Genomic DNA, 18,499 nt, shown 5'->3' on the forward strand with positions numbered 1-18,499 from the left:
TCTCTAACTCGCCACGGCGGGTTGTTCGACCGGGAAGTTCGATGACTTCCAAGCGCTCCAGGAACCGGGAATGTTGATCACCGACGCAAAGCCGTGCCGTTGCAGTAGGCTCGCGGCAATGGAGGCACGATAGCCGCTACCGCAATAGGTCGCTACCGTTTGGGTGGGGTCGAGATGCGACAGGTTTTCGGCTAAATGGGGCAAGTAAATATGCCGAGCACCGGGCACAGCCCCACTCAGATATTCCTGGTCACTGCGCACGTCCAGAATGGTGAAATCGTCCTGTTCGAGGTGCTCGTGGAGTTCCTGCACGGGCATTTGGGTGATGCGCTGCAGGGGCAGTCCGGCGGTTTGCCAACTGGTCATGCCGCCATGAAGGTAGCCCAAAATGTTGTCGTAGCCAATGCGGAACAGGTGTTCGCTCACCTGGCGTAAGGCGTCTGGCCCTTCGGTAATTAGTAGAAGAGACTGATCGGGGTCAATCATCCAGCCCACCCAGGAGGGAAAGGCGGATCCCAGACCGATATTGATGGCTCCGGGAAGGTGACCGCCGCCAAAAGCCAGCAGCGATCGCGTGTCAATCACCAGGGTATCCGCCGCATCCATCTGGCGTTGAAAGGCTTCGACTGAGAGGGATTGGGGCGTCTGAAGACAGCCTTGCAAGGGGGCTCCGGCAGCGTTCACTTGTTTCAGCCGGACATAGTGGCGGGGCGGCTCGGGCATATCGCTAAGCAACCACTCCACAAATTCGTCGGGGCTGCGGTCTTGAAACGCCGGGTTAAAGAGGCGCTCGTTTCCGATGGTGCTCTGGGTGCGATCGCCGATGGACTTACCACAGGCGGATCCGGCACCGTGACAGGGATAGATTTCGAGGCGATCGCCCAGCGGAATCAGTTGCTCAAACAGTGATGCGTAAAGCTGACGCGCCAGGGGCTTCTTCGTATCTTCGCCTAGCAGATCGGGCCGACCGACATCCAGATTAAAGACAAAATCGCCGGTAAAAATGGCGAAGGGCTGCTCCCCCTGCTTTGTATCCGACAGCAGCAGACTGATGTGTTCGGGGGTATGACCGGGTGTGTGGAGGGCTTCGAGGGTGATGTTGCCCAGGGTGATGGTGTCACCGGAGGTCAGCGGCTGATAGTCAAACTGGTAGTCGTCGCTGCGACCGCCCAAAACGGGGATATCCAGGCTGGCCTGCAGCTCCCGCGCGCCCGAGACAAAGTCGGCATGGATGTGGGTTTCGATCGCGTGGGTCAGCCGCAGTCCGAGCTGCCTGGCCCGGTGCAAATAGACCTCAATATCCCGGCGCGGATCGATGACGGCGGCGACTCCGGCGGCATCATCGCCGACGATGTAGGAGAGTTGGGCTAAACCGGGAGATTTAATTTGCTCTAAAACGAGACTCATCGTTGATTCCTTGTCGTTACTTTTGGCATCAGCGTGGGGGGTAATCATTTGTGGGTCTCAGGCTGCGACCCTGAGACCTCACCGCCTGCGGCACCTCTCCTTGCCAAGGAGAGGTTTATTTACGGGCTGATGCAAGATTTCTCTACGGGCTGATGCAAGATTTCTCACGCATTTGGCAGAGCTTCCGGTCCCTCTCCTTACGAAGGAGAGGCTAGGTGAGGTTCTCCAGCCCTTAAAACTGCCAAACCCTTACAAAAATACTGGCGGTCTTGGGAAAGGCTGAGCTTTCAGGTGACCGAGTGGGGCAGGCGATCGCTACAGCTAGCGATCGCCCGATTTTTTACCGATTAGCCAAGGACAGCTAAGCTGCCAGCAGCGGCGGCACAAATGCCCGAAACCGTCGCGGTGCCAAAGATCCACCAGGCGGCAGAAGCTGCTGTCTTGCGGGTATCTTCGACCTGTTGCTGGGCCTCGTGCTTCAGCTCTACCAGGCGATTTTCTACCGCTTGCTCTAGCTGCTCAGCTTTGCGCAGAGCGGTGTCGCGTACTTCTTCCACCTGGGCAATGACGTGGTTCGCATCGGCCTCGGAAATCGAGTCGTGGGAACTCATCAGCGCCACGAGGGTGCCGCGATCGACCTGATTCAGCCGCACCCGCAGCGATTCCAACCCGGCTTGCGGATCATCCATCAGCTGTTGCAGGTCATGGCGAATGCCGTAGTAGTTCAGCTCGGGGCGTCCCAGGGAATTCAGATAGGTCCGCACGCGAGCCAGAATGCTGCGCACGATGGATTTGATGCGCTCTTGCACGTTGCGGATCTGAGCCACGATTTGATTACGCACTTCCAGCACGCGATCGACGGCAGCGGCGGCTTCTTCGCGAGTCATGTCATCGCGCTGAGCCAGCAGCGCCACGACGGTGTCGCGGTCAATCATCGATAGCCGAGTTTGCAAGTGATCGGCTCCTAGACGCGGATCATCCAGCAACAGCTTGAGATCGCGCTTGATGCCAGCCGGATTGAGAGCGGCTTTGTCAGTGTTGCGCAGATAGTCTTCCAGTGCGGCTTCGAAGGAGACCACCTGAGCTTGTACCCGGCGAGCGGCCCGTTGGGGCATCCGCAGCAGGTCGCGAATGGTCGCCAAAATGTCGTCAATGATTTGATTGACTTCAGCTTCGGTGAGGTCGTCGCGCTGACTGAGCAACTGCACGAGCGTGTCGCGATCCATCTCAGAGAGGCGGTGACGCATGGCCTGTAGACCCGATTGTGGGTCATTCATCATGAGCTGAAGGTCGCGACGAATGCCGTCAGGGTTGAGTTCAGGCTTACCCGTTTCGCGCAGATAATTCGCGATCGCGCTGGTGGCTTCGTCATACTTCGCTCGGGCCTGGGCCGTCAATGCCGCTGGCGCATTAATGGATTGATACCAGGTCTTTTCAACCTCGTCGATGGTGCGGTTGATCTCAGCTTCCGACAAATCTTGCCGCTGGTTGAGCAACTGTACCAGGGTGTCGCGATCGAACTGGGCAAACCGCTGGCGGAGGCGATGAATCCCGGCATCGGGCTCATGCAGCAGCGTCTGCAAATCGGCCTTGATGCCGTCGGGATTCAGCTCTGCTTTGTTCGTGTTCTCCAGATAGTGGCGCAGCGATTGCCATTGATTATCCACTCGCGCTTTGGCCGCCGATTGCACACCTTCAGCATCGGCACGAATTTTGTTCATCTCGTTTTCGAAGTGGCTGGCGAGGCGCTGCACCTCTTCGGTCGAGAGATCATTACGGTTGTTGAGAGCCTGAGCAAAGGCTTCATACCCAAAGGGGGCAAAGCGATCGCGATAGTCCTCCGCGTCCGCGTAGGGATCTTCAACCAGGCTGTGGAAGGCCTGAGTGCCCATGTCAGACAGCAGTTCGCTGCGGGGCGTACGACCCAAAAAGGTGTAGAGCTGCACTTGCAGATCTTTGGCAGCTTCCAAACGATACCGCTCAGATACTTCGCCCAAGGCTTGACGCCGCACCGATTCCAGCAGATCGGCTGTGTGGGCGATTTCGGCTTTAGTTAATAGATTCCGAGAATCCAAAATATCGGCAAAGTAGGTCCGATCCAGATCCATGAGTTCTTGCCGCATCAATCCCGGATCGGCAAACGGGTCGTAGATGACATCCCAAAATTCGCTTTTGAGCTGTCTGGCGTTGAGCTGCCAGGGATAGGCGTTGAGCAAGTACGTTTCCACGTCGGCTTTGACCACGCTGTAGCGATCGCTGCCACTGACTTTACTGGACAACGTATCGACTTGACTGCCGAGCTGATTTTGGGCTTGCTTGAGCCGCTGGGCGACCTTTTCCACGTCTAGATCTGACAAATCTACCCGTCCCATGAGCACCGCCATCAGGGTACTCAGCCCCTGGCCGAGAGGACCGCCGCCCTGCTGGGTCTTGCGCTGCTCGCGATATTCCGCCAGCAGTTCATCCAGGCGGTTACCCAATTCTTCTGATACCAGCTCTTGGGGATTCGCCGACTTCAGGTAATCCACTAGCTCCGCAACAGAGTCGTTGCTGGAACCGCTACCCAAGGTCTTGCGCCAGGTGCTGTAGAGACGTTGGGCAATGCGATCGGCTTCTTTGCGAGACAGGTCGGTGCGGCTGCTTACAAGCTTGCCAAAGGTGTCAGGACCAAGCTGTTCTAAGGTTTCGCGATCGGCGATCGCGGTCAAATTTGACTCTTGAATCAGGCGCTCAAACTCCGCTTCGAGTCCAGCCGTATCGATAGTTGGCGAACTGAGGTTTGTCAGGTAGTCCTGGATGGTTTCCTTCAGGTCTTCGCCATCCCACCCTGCTGTGAGTTCCTTGCGCACAGCGGCCGCGGTCGCTTCGGCGGTTTGCACTACCTGATTGCTGGCGGCTTTGGCCCCAATCGCTCCCGTCGCTGCACTCACCAACGATTGAAAGCTGGAGGTGGCCGTTTTCACCACCGACCCAATCAGTGACCCCACCGTGGTGGAGCTAAACCAAAACATCAGGCAAAAGTAGGTACCCCAGACTACGAGTCCGGTGATGGCCCCCAGCAACAAGCTGTTGTACAGGCTCAACTTGACCGCTAAGTAGCAGGCACAGAACAGCGCCAAGCTGACCGTCACCAAGGTCCACAGGCCAAACGCCGTACCAATTTTCTTGCCGCCACTGCCTGACTGATTCGAAGTGGAGCTAGAAGATGAATGGCCGAGATATGAAATGCCTGCGGCCACTGATAAATTCGTCAGCAACAGATGGAAGCCAAAGGTCAAAATAATGCCAGATAGCAAGGCAATAAAAAATTGCGGCCCTGAGAAAATCAGAGCAGCTTCTTCAGGCGTGTCAACCCCTGGACCAGATAGTTGGCCCAGTAAACTTAGTTGGCCTAATAAACTTAGGCTGCCAGTGAAATGGCTAGCAAGATATTCAATCATTATGGTTTTCCTTTCTAAAAAATCAACGGCCCAAGGAGTTTGATGTGAGACGAGCGATCGCCGCCTCATGGCGACCTGAAGCTCTAGTCACTTAAATTGATGAAGTTCCTATTGCCGCTCCTGAAAAGCTGACTACTCAGTGACATTTGCACCCCAACCCAGTTCAGGAGAACAGCACTAACAGCATGACGATGACAACCAGAATCTATGCTGCTTGAGATGCCAATCTAATTATTTCAATTCCGCTATTCGACTCCATTTAATAGGGTTTTCGCCTACAAGACATCTAGCGTGAGGAATACCCTAAAAGAAAGATTTTATTTTTATCTCAGTGTGAATATATTTCACAAGTAGCTATTTTTCGATTGCGTATTATTGGAAATTTTGTTTGCCAGAAATCCTAATCATCTAAAACCAAAATTCCCATAGGAATAGCAGTTATTACGAATAAGAGTAAACTCTCTCGCTAGATAGATTTTTTAAAGAGGGTGTCTGCGAAACAGCATTGAATCAGAGCTAAAACCATCTACTTGATTGCCTCTGCCCTGCTCTCAAATTCAGGCGGTAATTTGTTTGGGAGAGCTGTACATCTCGCCCAGACAAAAGCCAGACACACTATCAATGTCTCCCCGCCAAAGCGTACTGCCCAGCGACGGCATCCCTTTTCCTTCAGAAGGGTAAAGCTTAGCGTCTCGTAGATGGATGAATCGAGGAAAAGTAGCTTTTTCAGCCGTGCTTTTGATGATGGGTTCTTTGAGCTCGGTCAAAAAGTCTTCTAGCAAAGACTTCATCTCGTCGTCGGCCTTAGTTTCACGAATGCCTTGCGTCAGTTGTTCAAAATAAGCTTCTTGACTGATGACGAACCCTGTAACTAAAAGACCGTCTAGGTTCAAGGTGATACCCAACTCAATGCTGGTTTTTTCAGGAACGAGAGCCAGGGCCTGAAGCAAGCGATCGCTTTCTAGTGGAGCCCGAGCTGCTCGACTTTTCATCGATTCTGAGACTGCTGATGAAGCCATTGTGATGCTATCTTCCTAACAACAAAAGCACAGAACTGCAGCCCCCAATATTTACGCTCATCGGAGTCCGCCATAACTACTGAGGAATGAGTAGAACTGCGCTGGGTGCATTGTGCACAACGTGATTGCTGACACTGCCAAGGAGAAACTCTTCGATCCCTGAGCGGTCATGGCGGCCTACCACGATCAAATCAGCCTCAATATTTTTTGCGGCTTCACAAATGCGATCGCCTGCTTGACCGACCTGCACATCAGTACTCACGTGGCGAATGTCAGCCGCTTCGGCCTTTCGCTGAAACTGCCCGAGCCAATCCTGCGCGATCTGCAATTCTTCCTGCGCGACGACATCGGCGGCTGGAGCAGTGATGGGAGCGCTGGTCGTCGGCACCATCGTGCTAGGCCAAGGATACGCAACACCAGATGAACCGATGCCACTCCCGGCGACGGCATCATTTTGACGGGCAATACAGTGCAGCACCATCAACTGGGCATTGTACTTTTTGGCGATATCCAGCCCTGCCGCAAAAACATCATCAGCTCGGGGGGTGCGATCGAGCGCAAGTAAAATTTGGTTGAAAGACATCCTTCGGTTCTCCTCGCTTGAGTCATCAATAGGCTCAGCATTGAGAACTAACGTCCTTCATGGGCACGCGATTGCATGTTGGCCTCGCGATTTTGGTCGTGCTGCCGTTCATGAGTCATGCCTTCCCGCGCTGACTCTTCTACACCATCTCTAGAAGGCATGGCGGTTTCGGCTTTCGAGCGGCTTTCCATGGTGGCTTCGCGCTGTTGTTGATGCTGGCGCTCAGTCGTCGCCGATTCACGGGCTTGTTTATCAATATCCATAACTTGTCCTTAAAATTATTCGGCAAATTAGCGTCCTGATTTTGTTATAGAAAATCCAGGTCAAAGTTTCGTCCGGCGTTGGGTCGATCTTGGTGACATGGCCGTCAACCGTTTGGAGTATTGGGAGGTGAAATTGCCGTTGCCTTAGCATTGCCTGGAAACTAGCCCTCAACTAGCCCTCATTGATCACTCTAGGTACCCAGTCCCTCCCGGAAACCCCAATTGCTTAGGACAATTGGATCTCGGGCTGTCGCACTTCGGCCCCAGGACACGGCAACCATCACATTACTTGAGGCATGGCATTATCGAGTCGCGGCTGGCGTCGGTTTAGCCTCCAGGCAATTCACCGCCGGACCGTGCAAGATCTTGCCGTCGGGGTCAAAGCGGGAGCCATGACAGGGACAATCCCAGCTTCTTTCGGCGGCATTCCAATCGACGATGCAGCCCAGATGAGGGCATACTGCCGAGACTTGGTGGAGTTTGCCATGTTCGTCACGATGGGCCGCGACCTTTTTGCCACCCGCCGTGACCAGGCGTCCTTCTCCCGGCTTCACCTTCTCGGGACTGTCAAACAGGCCCTTAAAGCGATCGCCGAACCAGCGGGTGCCGACATCCAGATTGTTTTTGATGGAAGCTTGAGAGACAAAAGGCGTGGGCCGAGTTGATTCGTACAGCTTGGCCCAGGGATTGTCGCGTCCCAACACGCGATCGGCCAAAATCATCGCCGCTACGTTGGAGTTGCTCATGCCCCACAGACTAAAGCCCGTCGCCACAAAGGTGTGCTGATTGAGTGGGGTCAACGGGCCGATGTAGGGCAAGCCGTCAAACGAAACAAAGTCCTGACTCGACCAGTAATAGTCCACAGATTCAATGCCAAAGAGCGATTTGGCATCAGCGGCTAGTCGTTCAAACCGTTCTTCGGTATCGTCGGCTTCTCCCACTTTGTGACCTTCACCCCCAATCAGGAGCAAGGTACCGCCGTCATCCGTGGGCGTGGTGCGAATGGAGCGATACGTTTCGCCAGTGCCAATAAACATGCCGTCGGGGGCGATCGCCGGATCAATGCGTGCCCCAATCAAGTAGGAGCGCTTCGGAAAGGTCTTGGCGAAATACAGCCCCTGGTCAAGGATGGGCAAATTGGTGGTGACGATGACGTCGGTGGCGGTCACCGTCGCTCCCGACTCAGTCTGCACCCGGCACGGATCCTCACCATCAACGTTGCGGACGCGGCTGTGCTCAAAAACGTAACTGCCGTCGCCGTGAATCTTGTCCGCCAGACACAAGATGTATTTGCGGGGATGGAACTGGGCCTGATGGCTAAATTTCACTGCGCCTCGCACCGCGAAAGGCAATGGCGTCTCGGTGACATAGGTGGCCGGTAGTCCCAAGTCGAAAGCCGCCTCGGCTTCCGCCTCGACCTGTTCCAGCATCTCGGCATCGGTGGCAAACGTATAGGCATCCTGGGGCTCAAAGTCACAATCAATGTGCTCATCGCGCACCAAAGCGGCCACCTGCTCGATCGCCGCTTGGTTGGATGCGCCATAGGCACTTGCCTGTTCACGCCCTAGCGAATTCATGAGGCTGGCGTATTTCAACTGGTGGAGCGAGGTGAGCTTAGCGGTCGTGTGTCCAGAGACGCCTTCCGCGACGCGATCGGCCTCTAAAACGGCGACTGTTTTGCCCGCTTGCTTGAGCAGCATTGCCGTCGTGATGCCCGCCAGCCCAGCGCCGACGATCGCCACATCGACTGACAAGTCCTCGACGATGGGCGGATAGCTCGATTGCAAAGTGGAGGCAATCCAAAATGATTGATGTTCTTTGAGAGATGCCGATTGAGACATGGAAAGGGAAACCTCAGTGATAAGCCTTAATTTCATAAAGCTTGAACGACGGCAATCAGACATCCCTCAACAGAAATATTTCAGTGTTTTTGATTTCCTTAAAGTCGTTGTTTTATTTTCCCCATCAAGGCAGATGACTCTGCTAATAGCTACTAGCCAGTGCAGTATTAAGATTGCTAAAAAGCGCATCTCCGTACCGCAAGAGAGGCTTTACACAGGGATATTTTTACGTTTGCAATTAGCCCATCAAATCGACTCAGGCAAGTAGCGATATCGCTGACTTTCTATTGCTGAAAAGCGGCAACAAAAGCGTATTCAAATAAATCTGAGGCATTGACGTTAACCGGCTTTGCACAGGTATACGTAAGTTTACAGAAGTTCAAGAATTAAGGGTTGAAAAGGTCGCCGCAGCACTGGGCCGCTCGAATTTAATCCTGCTATATGGAGGCTCAAATCCCTTGCCGATTGGGGGGCTGAGACGGTGTACCTCTCACGATAGAGGAGTGTATTTCAGAAATGTCTATCATTCGCAACATGCGTCATTCTTAAGAGTCCGGGAACGTACTAACACAGCAAAACAAATTTATGCCTTTAGGAAGAATAGATTTTGCCTGCTGCCCCATTTGGATGATCACTATGTCACCTCTAAAGATTGTTCTCATCGAAGATCATGAATTGACTCGCATGGGATTAAAAGTCGCTTTTCAGCAGCAACCGAACTTTAACTTGGTTGGTGAATCTGGCACTGGGCTTGGCGGTTTAAGCCTGCTCAACCAATATCAACCTGACGTCGCGATTGTGGACATTGGTTTGCCTGATATCGATGGCATTGAGCTGATCCGCCGATTTCGAAAAATGAACGCTGACCAGGAAACGTTTTCGACCAAGATTCTCATGCTGACAATGAATGACAGTGAAGACGCCGTAATGGAAGCTTTTACGGCGGGAGCTGATTCTTATTGCATGAAGCAGGCCGATATTCAAGAACTCATTGTGGCAGTGAATGAAACTCATGCCGGTTATCCTTATATTGATCCGGCGATCGCGAGTATTGTGCTACAGCATCTACGGCGGACTCCGGTTTCTGTACCCGAAGACCAGGGGTTGACGGTATCGATTAATGCCATCAACACGGAATATCAGCAACTTCTGGACAACTTTCCGCTGACAGAACGTGAATTAGAAATTTTGGAAATGATTGTCGAAGGCTATCGCAACGCAGAAATTGCGGAACGCTCACACATTACGATTGGCACGGTCAAAACTCATGTGCGCAACATCTTGAATAAGTTGGGCGTTGACGATCGCACCAAAGCAGCCGTCTGGGCGCTCAGAGCAGGCTTAGTGAACTAAGAAATATGTTGCGACATCAGCATATTTATGGGATTGGACTGGATTTAGGTAAATCCAGTCTTCAATTTGATTGGTTTGGTTCACAGTTGGATTAATTGACTTTTGAATAATCGGCCACTGGAAAGATGGATTAAGCTTTCCCTAGATAGAGGACTATTGGCTAATGCAAGCAGATAATGCTTAATCATTAATTCTGTGAAAGCCCCATGTTTGATGTTGTGAAATCGACCGTTAAATCTTTAATGCTGGAAGACCAAATCCTTGAAAAGGCTTACCAGCTGTACTTGAAAAGTCCATCGACTGAGCTACCCTCAATTAGTTTGAAACGCTTGGCTGATCAGACTGGTGAGAGCAGCTTAAAGTGTCGGAATGCCATTGTTGAAGCTAATCGCATGGGGCATTTTCCTAATTGCGAGCTGCATCCTTAATTAGTGGTTCGTCAACAATGCCATTGTTGGCACTGCATTAAGTCACCAATGAAGTTAAGGACGCAGTTCAGCGATCACCTGGGCTAGTTGGTCGAGGTCAAAGGGCTTGGCCAGGTGGCGCTGAAATCCCTGGCTGAGGGCCTTGCGGCGCTCTTCATCACGGACGTAGGCGGTGAGGGCGATCACGGGGATGTGCGCCAGGTCGGAGTCCAGCGATCGCACGTGGCGAATCAAGGTGTAGCCATCCATCTCGGGCATACCGATATCGCAAATCAAGATGTTGGGGCTAATCGTGATCAAATTGTCTAAGGCTGCAGCGGCCCGATCAAAGGTCGCGACCTCGGCCCCGAGATTTTCCAGAGATACCGTCAGCAGGTCTAGCGTGTCGGGGTTATCGTCAACCACGCAGATGCGTAGTCCGGTCAGGTCAATGTCGTCACTGGTAATGGCGGCGGGCGATCGCGAGGACGTGGGGGTCGGCGATAAGAGTGGCAGTTTGACCGTAAACGTGGCTCCCTGTTTTTCCCCAGGACTGGTAGCAGTGATTGTGCCGCCATGGGCTTCGATGAGATAGCGCACGATCGCCAAGCCCAGTCCCAGACCGCCGTACTGTCGCGTGACCGAGGTATCTTCCTGACGAAATGACTCAAAAATGTGGGGCAAAAAGTCGGCATCGATGCCCATCCCCGTATCCGTCACTTGAATGTGGGCCCAGCGCTCCACCTGCATCAGGCGAATCTCCACCTGTCCCCCTTCGGGCGTGAATTTTACGGCGTTGGTGAGCAAGTTCCACACCACTTGTTGCAAGCGCCCCTCGTCTCCCCGCACCTGACCGATGGCTGGAAAATCGGTCTGGATGGTGATGTTTTTGGCCTCGGCAGCGGACTGTACCGTTTCGATCGCGGCCTCAATCACAAACGCCAGATCAACGGTGGTCATTTCTAGTTTCAGTTTGCCCCGCAAAATTCGGGCAACGTCCAACAAATCGTCGATCAACTGGGTTTGGAGCTTGGCGTTGCGCTCGATGGTTTCCAGGGCTCGGGCGGTGACTTCGGCACTCATCGTTTTGGTGCGCAGCAGACTAGCCCAGCCCAAGATCGGGTTGAGGGGCGATCGCAACTCGTGGGAGAGAATTGCCAAAAATTCATCCTTAATGCGGTTGGCATTTTCCGCTGCTTCGCGAGCTGCTTGTTCTCGTTCTAAGAGCTGCGCCCGCTCGATTTCCGCCTGTTTGCGATCGGTAATGTCAATGGCCACTAGGACAGCATGGCTGGGCTGAGGGGGCGTACTGGATTGGTCAAAAAATACTTGCTTCCGCACCGATAGCCACTTCACCTCTCCCGCGGGGGTCAAAACGCGATGATCTTGCGCGAACCAACCGGCTCCGGCGGGGTCCATCAACGCCTGAATCGAGCGCTCCAGTTGGGCGCGATCGTCGGGGTGAAAGGTGTCGTAAAACTGCTCGCGGGAAATGACTGGCTGTTCCGGCGGCAAGCCGTAGAGCACAGCGGCCTCAGGGGACAACGTGACCTGATTGGTGGCGTAGTTGATTTGGGCGAGGCCAAAGCCCGCCACCTGCATCCCCAGCTGCAATAGACCTTCCGAGGCTTGTAGCTGCCGTTGGGCCTGTTTGCGATCGCTCACATCCAGAATGAAGGCAACCGTTTCTCGCTGTTCCTCACCCACCAGGCTATACGCCAACAGCACCGGCACCCGGCGGCCATCCTTACGGATGTACTCCTTTTCGTAGGGGGTACAAGCGCCCCGTTCACGGGCTTCGGCAACATGCTCCGCATCCAGGGACGTATATTCCGGTGGCGTGATGTCGTCCCACCGAATGCGGCCAGCCTGCAAGTCGTCGCGGCTGTATCCCACAATCCGCAAAAATTCGTCGTTAGCCCCGGTCACACCGCCGTCAATATCGCCATACAAAATGCCGACGACATTTGAGGCCACAAACCCTTGCAGGCGGGCTTCGTTGGCGGCGAGTTCTGCCTGGGCCTGCTGGCGTTCAGCCTCTAGTCGGGTGCGATCGCTAATGTCGACGGCAGCGCCAGTTAGCCCCACAACCTGGTGGGTGCTATTCCGAATCGGGTCGATGGTCAAATCGTAATATCGGGTTTCCGCTCCTACCGTGACCTGCACTTCTTCTCGCAGGCCGACACCGGTATCCAGCACCTGCTGCTTTAGCTGGGCTAAGTGATGCCCGGAATCTTGAGACAGCAGATCTTCGTCTCGCTGACCGACAAATTCATCGGCAACGTAGGGCCAACTGGGATTGTAAACCCAGGTATAACGAAGCTCGTGGTCTTGGGTGAATAGGGTGATGGGGGCACTTTTGAGCGCCACATCGAGCCGGTTAGTGGCCTGTTGCAGCGCCAATTCGGTCTCCTGGAGATCGGTGATGTCGGTATTGGTGCCAAACCAGCGCACGACCTCACCCTGGGCATTGTGCACGGGCACCGCCCGCGAGAGAAACCAGCGATACTGCCCATCTTGGCCCCGCAGGGGAAAGGTATCTTCCCAAACTGTGCCGGTATTGAAACAGTGGCGAAGGTGCTTAACGACTCGATTTACATGGTCGGGATGATGCACCTGTCGCCACCCCCAACCCTGCATCTCCTCTAGTGTGGTGCCGGTGTAGTCAAACCAGCGCTGGTTGTACCAAAAAATCCAGCCGGTGGGGTCAGCCATCCAGGCAAATTGAGAAATATTGTCGGCCAGGGTGCGGAACCGTTCTTCACTTTCCTGCAGTTCTCGCTCAGCCTGTTTGCGATCGCTAATATCCGCTAACGCCCCGTGAAAGGCGACCGGATTGTCATGCTCGTCGTATTCCACCTGGCCCCGCGCAATTACCCAGCGCTCATGAACACCGCCGCTACTGACCCGAAACTCTTCGGCGTAGGGTTCACCAGTCTGAATGGCCTGCTTGATCGCGGCTGACACATGGGATTGATCGTCGGGATGGATAGCAGCCAAAAACGTCTCTAGCGGGAGTCCTAAGGTGGCCTCGTCGGGTTCCACCCCAAACAGGTGAGCAAAGCTCCGGCTGGTGAAGACTTGATTTTCTGGGATCCGCCAACTCCAGGTATAGATCGAGCCCGCTGCCAGGGCTGATTCGAGTTGGATGTGAGCTTCCCGCAGCTCTTGCTCGGCTTGTTTGCGATCGCTGATATCCATATCGACGCCAGTCATGGCTACGGGCCGACCGCTGTCGTCATAAAACACCCGCCCTAGCCCCAACGCCCAGCGCACTGTGCCATCAGGCTTGATAAAGCGAAACTCAATGTTGTACTCTGCGCCTTCCTCAATCGCCTGACGAATGCGGGTCTGGACGAAGGGCTGATCGTTGGGGTGAACCATGGCCATCACGGTGTCGAGCTGACCATTAAAGCTGCCGGGTTCCATGCCAAACATCTGCTGCAAATTATCGGACCAGTAGACCTCTTGGGTAAGCAGATTGAGATCCCACATCCCGATGCCAGCCGCCTGCATGGCCAGATTGAGCCGTTCTTGATTTTGGTGCAGGGCCACCTCGGTTTGCTTCAGGGGGCTGACATCCATGGTCGAGCCCACCACCCGAATGAGCTGGCCTTGGTCATCGTGCACTAAGCAACTACGATCCCACACGTGGACCCAATGTCCAGCTTTGTGACGCAGGCGATAGGCTGACTCTTTTAACTCCGGCTTCGATCGCTGGCTCCCTTTGATCGAGAGGGCTTGGGCCGGCGTCAGCAGCCGCGCCTGGTCATCGGGATGCATTTGTTCAAACCACCATTCCGCCGTGGCTGGCACCTCGTCGGGGTGCCAGCCCAAGAGCTCGACCAGGTGCTCAGACCGATACATTTCATTGGTCTCGGCATTCCAGTCGTAGATCAGGCTATCGACGGCCCGTAACACCAGTTGCAGCCGCTCTTCTAGCCGCTTTTGCTGCTCAATATCGGTGATGGTGCCAATCCAGCCGGTGATATTTCCTGTCGCATCGTGGGTGGGAATACCGCGATTGATAAACCAGCGATAGACGCCATCGTGACGGCGAATGCGGTGCTCGATTTCAAACCCTTCGCCCCCGGTGATGGCTTGTTGCCACTGGGTCAGGGTGCGATCGCGATCGGCTGGGTGCAGCGCCTCACCAGCCGCCAAATCAAACGATGCCGCTTCGGTCAACCCGGTGTAGTCGTACCAACGCGAATTCCAGTAGTTCACCGCGCCAGTCGGATCGGCCCGCCATACCATCTGGGGCATAGCTTCAGCGAGCTCTTGATAGCGTTGCTGGCTCGCTTTGACAGCAGCTTCGGCTTGTTTTTGGGGCGAGAGGTCAATGGCAAAGGCGACGTGCTCATCCGGATTATCGTGCGATCGCGTGGCGCTAATCCACACCGGCACTTGCGTCCCATCAGGGCGGAGAAGGGCTTTTTCTTCGGGAGGGAGAAAACCGTGCTGGCGCAGGTATGCCATCGCCGGTTCAATGCGATCCACATATTCCGGCGGACAAAAATCGCGCCAGTTCATGCCGTCGCGCTCAAAGTCTTCGCGGGTGACGCCATGGAGGGCCAGCATGGCATCATTAACCAGACGGACAGCCCCGTTGGCGGTACCAATGCCAATGCCAATCGGGGCGGTATTGAGTAGCTGTTGCAAATAGCTTTGCTGCTGCCGCAGACTGGCGACAGTTTCGTTGAGCTCAAATTCGAGCTGTTTGCGCTGGGTGATGTCGCGCCACGAGGCGACAAAGCCGTCATTCAGCTTATTGGCGCGCAGATCAAAGGCCCGACTCAGCCGCCGACCGTTAAACTCGTCCTCATAAACCAAAGACTCCTTGAGTAACGGCTCGCCGGTCTCGACCAGGCGGCAGTACTCATCAAACAAGCCGGATTCGCGGTGAGCGGGTAGCACTTCACATAAGCCGCAACCCACCTGGGCGTCTCGCGGCATTTGATTGATGACACAGGCAGCCTGATTGAGATACTCGATGCGAAAATCTGTGATCTGTCCAGCGTCATCGCGTATCGCGGTAAAGATGCCAAAGCAGTCCAGCAGGTTTTCAACAGAGGTTTGAAACTGGATTTCTTGCTGCTTAAGTTCTTGCTTGAGAGTGGCATTTTCGATCGCCGTTCGCAACGATTCGCTCAGGGTCTCAGCGGTTACTTGATCTCGCACCAAATAGTCGGCGGCCCCAGCCCGACCAGCTTGCAGCGCGAGGCGAGTATCTGCGTCTCCAATCACCAAAATCGGTGGACAGGCATCGCCTAATTGCGATCGCACTTGCGTCACCGTGCCTAGATCGCCAAGGGGTAGCGGTGGCACATCTAGGATGATGCCATCCAGCTCAAATTCTCCATTATCTGGTAAACAATCAATGCCGTGCAGCGCTTCAATTACCGGGTATGACGAGTGGAGTCCTTGATGCAGTAACTGCCGATATCGTTCGACACCTTCCGCCAGCTCGCCAATGACTAAAATCCTTAACTTGTGACCTGACATGGCGTTCCCAAATCTCCATTCCCAGCCTCTTGGCATAGTGCGTGCAACGCACGTTTACGAGTCAAGCGGCCTTTCCGATAAACTTGACTCGGCAGCACAAATCTGGTCAGAAACCACAGTGAGAATTGAACGATGTCCAGCCATCTAAGTTCTAGTTCATCAGCAAGTAACCGGATGTCATTAGGCATAGCCTTCACGAACTACCGGCTGACAGATTCCCCAAAATTTTAATCGTTCTATAGGCCACAGAGTCTCTATCTCAAGATAGAAGCTTAGTTCTACCCTGAATCGGCTGGAGTCAGTTGCTTAGAATTAGTGTTAACAGAATGTCAATAAAGTTTTGACTGACTTTTTTTGACTGACTTTCTTGCAGACCTATGGGGTTGAATTATTGTGGTAAGGCGAATTAGGTCATCTTTAACATCATCTGTTTAAGGAAATCACGTTGACTTTTATCTTAGACAAAGAACCTGTATCTTTAGTGCGGTCGTTAGATTTGAACGCGAAGCATTGATTCATTAATCATTGAATAAAAAAGGGGCACATACTTATGCGCCCCCAAAGTACAGGGACAAAACTATGGCGGTGAAAGCTGCAAGCTAACCGTGGTCGGGATTTGACAAATCGAGGAGCGAGGCGNNNCAACCAAAGTACAGGGACAAAACTATGGCGGTGAAAGCTGCAAGCTAACCGTGGTCGGGATTTGACAAATCGAGGAGCGAGGCGGTGAGCTAGAAGTTACCACACCGCTAACGTCTACCACCTCATGACCGAGATTACCCGAATTCAAGCCGCTTTGCGTCCCCACTTGTCTTGGCATGGAGCCCGACTCACCTTCCTAGCACTGTTCCTCGTGGCGCTGTTTCGCGTCGAAACCGTCAATTTAGAGAGGCTCGCCTCGGTCTTTGCCAATCGGGCGCAGAGTGCCTCAAACCATAAGCGTTTGACCCGCTTCTTTCGTAAGTTTGTCATTGACTTTGAGGAAATTGCTCAGGCTGTCGTGAGTTGGAGTCAAATTCCTGAGCCTTGGACGCTGAGCCTCGACCGCACCAACTGGTCCTTCGGCACGGTTAATTTCAACATCCTGATGCTGGGTATTGTCCACGAGGGCGTCGCCTTTCCGGTGATGTGGACGATGCTGGATAAACGCGGCAACAGCAATAGTGACGAGCGGATGGATTTGCTCGAACGCTTCGAGCGCGTCTTCCCCAACGCCCAGATTCGCTGTCTGACAGGAGACCGAGAATTCGTGGGTCGAGAGTGGTGTAGCTTCTTGCTGGTGCCGGATGCCATCCCGTTTCGGCTCCGACTGCGTCACAGTGACCGCATTAGCTCGCGCTCCGGGAAGCAGCGCCAAACAGGGGAGCGAGTCTTTGCCAATTTGAAGGTCGGCGAGCAGCGCCATCTCTCTGGCAAGCGCTGGGTCTGGGGTCGTCGGGTCTACATCGTCGCCACCCGGTTGGAAGATGGCGAACTGCTCATTCTCGCGACTGGTCATCAGCCTCAAACCGCCTTCGCCGATTATCGTTTGCGGTGGGGCATTGAGACGCTGTTTGCGACCTTGAAAACACGGGGCTTCAATCTCGAATCGACTCATTTCTGCCACGCCGAACGGCTTAGCAAGTTGATAGCGCTGTTGGCTTTGGCCTTCTGCTGGGCCATGCTCACCGGTCTTTGGCAACACCAGCAACACCCCATTCCACTAAAAGCTCATGGGCGTAGAGCGAAGAGTTTGTTCCGCTACGGTTGTGACTTTCTCAGGCGCACTTTCTCGGACTTCTCCCTGCGGCGTTCTGAATTTAATCAGGCTCTAAAACTTTTGTCCTTGTACTGAGATGCGCCCCACTCATAGCATCTAAAGCCAAATGGCCTTATGACTTACGACTGTGAAGGATTTTCGGCACTCAAGTCAGAACTATCACGCATGAAAGCTGGTGCATGGTTGGTGAGATAGTTGCTCAGCGCTGTGCTGACAAAGGACAGTACGATGGGGCCAAGCACGAAGCCTAAAATTCCCTTCACATAAAAACCGGGAACCGCGAGGGAAGAGAGCCAGAAGCATAAGCCATTCACCACGATCGCAAATAAGCCAAAGCTCAAGATCGTGATCGGAATCGAAATGGTTTGCAAAATCGGCTTAATAAAGGCGTTGACTAAACCGACTGAAGCCGCTGCGATCGCGGCAGCTGCGATCGTCTCAATCCTGACACCGGGCACAACCAAATCCACGACCAGCAAACTGAGCGCAGTGGCTAATCCTGACAAAAAAATGCTCCACATAGTCATTCTCCTACTTGCAAAAAATGAAATAATTCCCAGTCAATGACGAATAGCATTAGGCAAAATCTCAACACCGATTTCTCTCAGCCCACCCCGCATACGATGCTTTAGAGATGTTCAGAGTAGGGATTAACGGGTGGTGAATTAATGCCGAACAGTATTCGTTTGCCTCACTTCGGCTATTGCATTCATAACGCGAGTGAGTCAAATCAACAGAGCTGGCAAATTAGTCAATGTCGCTACTTTAAGCTTCTAAACCTATCCTTGGCGTCTACTTTGAGGCGGATTTTTCCCTAGATTAGTGTTTGATCCGTCTACAGCCTTTTCCAGTCTCGTGAGATACACTTAGTATGTTTTGGAATTTGCTAAGAGACAGGGATGAAAGCTTACTCTATCGAGTT

The 18,499-nt window shown here is 53.6% G+C and carries 11 protein-coding genes; 3 read left to right on the plus strand and 8 right to left on the minus strand.

Annotation, left to right across the window (positions count from 1 at the left end):
* Positions 1–3: 3 nt before the first annotated feature.
* The 6 genes from DYY88_RS07815 to DYY88_RS07840 all read right to left on the minus strand — a co-directional run bounded on the left by DYY88_RS07815 (position 4) and on the right by DYY88_RS07840 (position 8,553).
* Positions 4–1,407 (minus strand): MBL fold metallo-hydrolase, encoded by a 1,404-nt coding sequence (locus tag DYY88_RS07815; protein ID WP_039730304.1) that lies wholly within the window; start codon positions 1,405–1,407, stop codon positions 4–6.
* A gap of 347 nt (positions 1,408–1,754) precedes the next feature.
* Positions 1,755–4,847, minus strand: coding sequence for a hypothetical protein (locus DYY88_RS07820; protein WP_039728614.1), 3,093 nt, complete (start codon positions 4,845–4,847; stop codon positions 1,755–1,757).
* 557 nt (positions 4,848–5,404) lie between these two features.
* Positions 5,405–5,866 carry a gas vesicle accessory protein GvpU gene (gvpU, locus tag DYY88_RS07825; protein WP_130199367.1) on the minus strand — a complete coding sequence of 154 codons (462 nt, stop codon included), beginning with the start codon at positions 5,864–5,866 and terminating at the stop codon, positions 5,405–5,407.
* Between the two features lie 76 nt (positions 5,867–5,942).
* Positions 5,943–6,449, minus strand: coding sequence for a universal stress protein (locus DYY88_RS07830; protein ID WP_039728612.1), 507 nt, complete (start codon positions 6,447–6,449; stop codon positions 5,943–5,945).
* Positions 6,450–6,496: 47 nt separating this feature from the next.
* Positions 6,497–6,712, minus strand: a complete 216-nt coding sequence (locus tag DYY88_RS07835; RefSeq protein WP_039728610.1) for a hypothetical protein — start codon at positions 6,710–6,712, stop codon at positions 6,497–6,499.
* Positions 6,713–7,014: 302 nt separating this feature from the next.
* The gene (locus DYY88_RS07840) at positions 7,015–8,553 is read right to left on the minus strand and encodes an FAD-dependent oxidoreductase (protein WP_039728609.1); all 1,539 of its coding nucleotides are present in this window, start codon (positions 8,551–8,553) and stop codon (positions 7,015–7,017) included.
* A gap of 636 nt (positions 8,554–9,189) precedes the next feature.
* On the opposite strand from DYY88_RS07840, the gene DYY88_RS07845 reads away from it, so the two are divergent.
* Both DYY88_RS07845 and DYY88_RS07850 read left to right on the plus strand, forming a co-directional pair.
* Positions 9,190–9,906, plus strand: a complete 717-nt coding sequence (locus tag DYY88_RS07845; RefSeq protein WP_039730303.1) for a response regulator — start codon at positions 9,190–9,192, stop codon at positions 9,904–9,906.
* Positions 9,907–10,112: 206 nt separating this feature from the next.
* The gene (locus tag DYY88_RS07850; RefSeq protein WP_039728605.1) at positions 10,113–10,334 is read left to right on the plus strand and encodes a hypothetical protein; all 222 of its coding nucleotides are present in this window, start codon (positions 10,113–10,115) and stop codon (positions 10,332–10,334) included.
* Between the two features lie 54 nt (positions 10,335–10,388).
* Here the strand turns inward: DYY88_RS07850 and DYY88_RS07855 are convergent, their stop codons facing one another.
* Positions 10,389–15,818: a PAS domain-containing protein gene (locus DYY88_RS07855; protein WP_052288586.1), complete on the minus strand. Its 5,430-nt coding sequence runs from the start codon at positions 15,816–15,818 to the stop codon at positions 10,389–10,391.
* Between the two features lie 766 nt (positions 15,819–16,584).
* Here DYY88_RS07855 and DYY88_RS07860 point away from each other — a divergent pair.
* A complete protein-coding gene (locus DYY88_RS07860; protein WP_039726301.1) occupies positions 16,585–17,652 on the plus strand; it encodes an IS4 family transposase in 1,068 nt (355 codons plus the stop codon).
* Positions 17,653–17,696: 44 nt separating this feature from the next.
* Here the strand turns inward: DYY88_RS07860 and DYY88_RS07865 are convergent, their stop codons facing one another.
* On the minus strand, positions 17,697–18,098 hold the full coding sequence (locus DYY88_RS07865; RefSeq protein WP_039728604.1) for a phage holin family protein: 402 nt from the start codon (positions 18,096–18,098) through the stop codon (positions 17,697–17,699).
* Positions 18,099–18,499: the final 401 nt, after the last annotated feature.

The sequence above is a fragment of the Leptolyngbya iicbica LK genome, from assembly GCF_004212215.1.
GTDB lineage: Bacteria > Cyanobacteriota > Cyanobacteriia > Phormidesmidales > Phormidesmidaceae > Halomicronema > Halomicronema iicbica.

Excerpts from the sequence above, each read along its gene's own strand:
- DYY88_RS07815 (WP_039730304.1), bottom strand. The coding sequence starts at position 1,407 with ATGAGTCTCGTTTTAGAGCAAATTAAATCTCCCGGTTTAGCCCAACTC.
- gvpU (WP_130199367.1), bottom strand. The coding sequence starts at position 5,866 with ATGGCTTCATCAGCAGTCTCAGAATCGATGAAAAGTCGAGCAGCTCGG.
- DYY88_RS07865 (WP_039728604.1), bottom strand. The coding sequence starts at position 18,098 with ATGTGGAGCATTTTTTTGTCAGGATTAGCCACTGCGCTCAGTTTGCTG.
- DYY88_RS07845 (WP_039730303.1), top strand. The coding sequence starts at position 9,190 with ATGTCACCTCTAAAGATTGTTCTCATCGAAGATCATGAATTGACTCGC.
- DYY88_RS07835 (WP_039728610.1), bottom strand. The coding sequence starts at position 6,712 with ATGGATATTGATAAACAAGCCCGTGAATCGGCGACGACTGAGCGCCAG.
- DYY88_RS07850 (WP_039728605.1), top strand. The coding sequence starts at position 10,113 with ATGTTTGATGTTGTGAAATCGACCGTTAAATCTTTAATGCTGGAAGAC.
- DYY88_RS07840 (WP_039728609.1), bottom strand. The coding sequence starts at position 8,553 with ATGTCTCAATCGGCATCTCTCAAAGAACATCAATCATTTTGGATTGCC.
- DYY88_RS07860 (WP_039726301.1), top strand. The coding sequence starts at position 16,585 with ATGACCGAGATTACCCGAATTCAAGCCGCTTTGCGTCCCCACTTGTCT.
- DYY88_RS07820 (WP_039728614.1), bottom strand. The coding sequence starts at position 4,847 with ATGATTGAATATCTTGCTAGCCATTTCACTGGCAGCCTAAGTTTATTA.
- DYY88_RS07830 (WP_039728612.1), bottom strand. The coding sequence starts at position 6,449 with ATGTCTTTCAACCAAATTTTACTTGCGCTCGATCGCACCCCCCGAGCT.
- DYY88_RS07855 (WP_052288586.1), bottom strand. The coding sequence starts at position 15,818 with ATGTCAGGTCACAAGTTAAGGATTTTAGTCATTGGCGAGCTGGCGGAA.